The organism is Microbacterium sp. BF1, assembly GCF_019279095.1.
GTDB lineage: Bacteria > Actinomycetota > Actinomycetes > Actinomycetales > Microbacteriaceae > Microbacterium > Microbacterium maritypicum.
Genome location: NZ_JAGYWT010000202.1, coordinates 1 through 4,278, shown reverse-complemented (window position 1 = coordinate 4,278; position 4,278 = coordinate 1). Strand labels below are relative to the sequence as shown.

Here is a 4,278-nt window from a genome sequence, read left to right as displayed (position 1 = left end):
GGCGCAAGCAGCCTTGACCGGTGCGCTCGGCGTGCGCTGGAACCCCGAGCAGCTGCGCGCCGCATCCCCCGCGAACCCCTGACACCCGGCGCCTTCGCGTCCGGATGGCAGGAGTCCGGAGAGTCCTCTACTTCACGCTGCCGGCGGTCAGTCCGCCGACGAGGCGCTTCTCGATGAGCATGAACAGGATGACCACGGGCAGGATCGCGACGATCGAGACGCCGAACACGTACTGCCAGCTGGTCTCGTACTGACCGACGAACTTGGTCAGGGCGACCGACAGCGGCTGGTTCTTGTCGGTCGACAGGATCACCAGCGAGGCGGCGAACTCGTTCCAGCACGCGACGAACGTGAAGACGATCGCGGTGACGATGCCCGGCCACACCAGCGGCAGGTTGATCTTGAACAGCACGGTGAAGCGTCCGGCTCCGTCGATCTGCGCGGCCTCGTCGACCTCCTTGGGGATGCCCGCGAAGAAGGAGTGCATGATCCACACCGCGAACGACAGGTTGAACGCCGCGTTGATGAAGATCATCGCCATCCAGGTGTCGCCGAGTCCGAGAACGGTGAACTGGCGGAACAGGCCGGAGGTCAGCACGGCCGGCTGCAGCATCTGCGTGACGATCACGAGGAACAGGAACACCATGCGGCCGGGGAACTTGAAGCGTGCCGTGTAGTACGCCGCCGGAAGCGACACCAGCAGCACGAGCAGCGTCGCGAACACGGCGATCACGATGGTCGAGATGAGGTTGTATGGCAGGGGCGTCTCGGGGGTGGACCACATCGAGATGTAGTTCTCCCAGTGCCACTCGGTCGGGAGGTAGGTGGGCTCGACCGACCGGATCTGCGCCTTGGTCTTCACCGAGCCGAAGAACATGATCAGGTACGGCAGCACGAAGATCGCGAGCACCAGGAACCCGGCGACGGTGCGCAGGATCACGCGGGGCAGCGTCACCTGGTCTTCGGTGTAGCGGCGCTTGCGTCCGGGGGTCGGAGGTGTGGTGCGGCGGCCGCGGCCTCCCGCGGTGGTCACGAGCTCGGTCTCGGTCACGGTCATGATCAGACCTCCTTCATGGGCTTGACGATCTTCACGTACGCCGCGACGATCACGATGACGATGAGGAACGCCACCACGGAGAGGGCGCTCGCGACGTCGACCTTCTTCTGCAGCTCGATGTACTTGAAGATCAGGGTCATGATCGTGTCGGCGCCGTAACCCGGGATCGAGCCGGTCATCACCTTCAGGATCGGCAGCGAGTTGAACACGTTGATGATGTTGATGAGGATCGCCACGGCCAGGGCGCTGCGCAGTTGGGGCAGCACGATCGACCAGTAGGTGCGCGCGGGGCCGGCGCCGTCTACCTTCGCGGCTTCGATCGCATCGGCCGGGACCGACTGGAGGCCGGCGAGGATCGTGTACGTGGTGAAGGGGAGCGACACGAAGATCGCGATCACGATCGACCAGGTGAACGCCGTCGCGGGGTTCTTCGTCCAGCCGTAGCCCACCGCGTCGTCGGAGAGCCCGATGTCGTAGAGGAACTTGTTGAAGATGCCGAAGTACGGTTCGAGGCTGTAGTAGAACACCATGGTCGTCATCACGACGGAGGCCGCCCACGGCACGATGACGGCCATGCGGACGAGCTGGCGTCCGGGGAAGGCCTTGTTCAGGATCTGGGCGAGGCCGAGCGAGATGACGACCGTGAAGACCACGACCGACACGACCCAGAGGATCGTGCGGAAGAAGATCGGCCAGAACTCGGCGAACGTGAAGACCGTGACGAAGTTGTCGAAGCCGACCGAGCCCTTGTCGAGGCCCGACAGGGAGATGTCGCGCGTGGAGTTGAAGAACATCACCCCGGCGGGGAACAGCACCACGCCGAAGATGAGAAGCAACGCCGGTGCGATCCAGGGCAGCGCCTGGAGGAGGTCCTTTCCGCCCGGCCTGCCCCGCGTGGCATCCGGGGTCTTCGGAGTGCGGGGGCGGCTGCTCGCCGCCCCCGCGAGGTTCGAGGACTCTGTCTTCTGGCTCATTCGGGTACCCGAACCTCTCCGATCAGCGGGCTCAGCCCGCGTCGACCTGTGCCTGGATCTCGGTAAGCACGTCCTGCGCCGGCTTCGACTGCAGCTGGCCGAACAGCGACTTGAACGCACCGTCGGCGGCGGACCACTTCGGGTTCGTCGACGGGTAGAACTGCGCGTCGGGCAGCACGTCGAGGAACGGCTTGAGGGCCTCCTCGCCGGAGAGCTGCTCGGCGCCGGACTTGGTGACGGGGAGGAAGCCCTCGGCCTGCACCCACGGCACGTACACGTCGGCCGAGTAGTAGTAGTCGAAGAACTTGGTGATCGCTTCCTTCTTGTCGTCGTCGTTCTGGAACGCCATCAGCTGGTCCATGACGCCGAGCGTGAACGGCGAGCCGTCCTTGGTCGGGATCGGGACGATGGAGTAGTCCAGGTTGGGGTTGCCCTCTGCGATCTGGCCGACCGTCGGCGGGAGGCCGACCTGCATGCCGATCTTGCCCTGGATGAAGATGTCCATCAGCGGGGAGCGCTGGGTGGAGCCGGGGTCGGCCTGGGTCGCGCCGGCGTCGATCATCTTCTTGATCTGCTCGGCTCCGACCAGGTTCTCCGGGGTGTCGATCGTGATCTCCGACGCGTCGCCGAACGATCCGCCGCCGCCCCACAGCCACACCGCGGCCTCGGCCTGAGCCTCTTCCGATCCGAGCGGCATGCCGTATCCGGCGACTCCGCCCCCGAGCGCGGAGACCTTGGTCGCGGCGTCGAGCAGCGAGTCCCAGTCGGTCGGCGCCTCGACACCGGCCTGGGAGAGGAGCGCGTTGTTGACGAACAGGGCGCGAGCCGAGGCGATCAGCGGCAGGGCGTACGCGGTGCCGTCGACCTCGGCGTTCTTGAGGAACGACTCCTGGAAGTCCGAGTAGGTGTCGTCCGAGACGACGTCCTTCGTCGGGTAGAGCAGCTCATCGCCGACGAAGCCCGCGAACGGCCCGCCGTTGTAGATGTCCGGTGCCTCGCCGGCCTGGATCTTGGTGGAGACGACCTTCTCGAGGTTGTCCCACGACTGCACCTCGAGCTTGACCTTGATGTCGGGGTTGGCCTTCTCGAACCCGTCGATCACGGTCTCCCAGTTGGCCTTGGTGCCGTCGGAGTAGCTCGGGACGAGGAGGTCGAGCGTGGTCGATCCTTCGGCGTCGCCGCTGTCGCCGGAAGAACCGCCGAACCCGCACGAAGCGAGCGAGAGCGTGGCGACGGCCGCAATGGCGGCGGCGCCGAACCGCAGTGACTTTTTCATGTGTATTGCATTCCTCACTGTGATGTCCGAACCCTCGGCGGCGGGGCCGCGTCGGGAGGGGGTGTGGTGCACAGTCGCAAGCACGTCACGCGACAGTGCGTGGGTGACCGCTTCGCCGGGAGGCAACCGCGATCGTTCAAGCCGGGGCTCGGGTGGAACTTGTCCGATTATTTGTCAGGAGAACAAACAAATCAAGGTAAAGCTGTTGACGACTCGATTCGACGCCATACTATGATCGAATCAAGCTTGAAACGATCACAAGTATGCAACATATCGCCAGAAAGGCACCTCGATGACGGAATCGCTGCCCGGCGCACACATGCGCGAAGAGCTCAACTCCCAGCCCGAGATGTGGACTCGGGCCGCAGACCTGAAGGCCGAGCAGGCGCTGCTCCCCGCTTCCGGTGCCCGGATCGCCGTCGTGGGCTGCGGTACCTCGTGGTTCATGGCGCAGTCGTACGCGGCTCTGCGCGAGTCCGCCGGCCACGGTGAGACCGACGCGTACGCGGCATCCGAGGCCTTCCTCGACCGTGGATACGACGCCGTCGTCGCCCTCACCCGTTCCGGCACGACCAGCGAGGTGCTCGAGCTCGTCGACCGCATCAAGGGGCGCATCCCCACCGTCGGCGTGATCGGCGACCCGGACTCGCCGCTCGTCTCACTCGTCGACGAGGCCGTGCTGCTGCCGTTCGCCGACGAGAAGTCCGTCGTGCAGACGCGATTCGCGACCACGGCGCTGGCACTCTTCCGCGCTTCGCTCGGTGAAGACCTCGCCGGAGCCATCGCCGATGCCGAGGCCGTGCTCGCCGAGGACGGCGACGACGAGCTGCGTGACGCCGAGCAGTACACGTTCCTGGGTCGCGGCTGGACGATCGGTCTCGCCCACGAGGCCGCGTTGAAGCTGCGGGAGTCGTCGCAGTCGTGGACCGAGGCGTACCCGTCGATGGAATACCGCCACGGCCCGATCGCGA

The 4,278-nt window shown here is 65.6% G+C and carries 4 protein-coding genes; 1 reads left to right on the top strand and 3 read right to left on the bottom strand.

From position 1 onward, the window contains the following. Positions 1-127: 127 nt before the first annotated feature. Genes KZA10_RS08665 through KZA10_RS08655 form a run of 3 tightly spaced genes read right to left on the bottom strand, consistent with a single transcriptional unit; the run spans position 128 to position 3,307 of the window. Positions 128-1,057 (bottom strand): carbohydrate ABC transporter permease, encoded by a 930-nt coding sequence (locus tag KZA10_RS08665; protein WP_174799513.1) that lies wholly within the window; start codon positions 1,055-1,057, stop codon positions 128-130. Between the two features lie 2 nt (positions 1,058-1,059). Beyond that, positions 1,060-2,031, bottom strand: a complete 972-nt coding sequence (locus KZA10_RS08660) for a carbohydrate ABC transporter permease (protein WP_218682663.1) — start codon at positions 2,029-2,031, stop codon at positions 1,060-1,062. Positions 2,032-2,062: 31 nt separating this feature from the next. Continuing rightward, positions 2,063-3,307 carry an extracellular solute-binding protein gene (locus KZA10_RS08655; protein WP_218682662.1) on the bottom strand — a complete coding sequence of 415 codons (1,245 nt, stop codon included), beginning with the start codon at positions 3,305-3,307 and terminating at the stop codon, positions 2,063-2,065. 292 nt (positions 3,308-3,599) lie between these two features. Between KZA10_RS08655 and KZA10_RS08650 the strand changes: the two genes are divergently transcribed. Then, the coding region (locus KZA10_RS08650; protein WP_218682661.1) for an SIS domain-containing protein at positions 3,600-4,278 on the top strand (679 nt) is incomplete at its 3' end.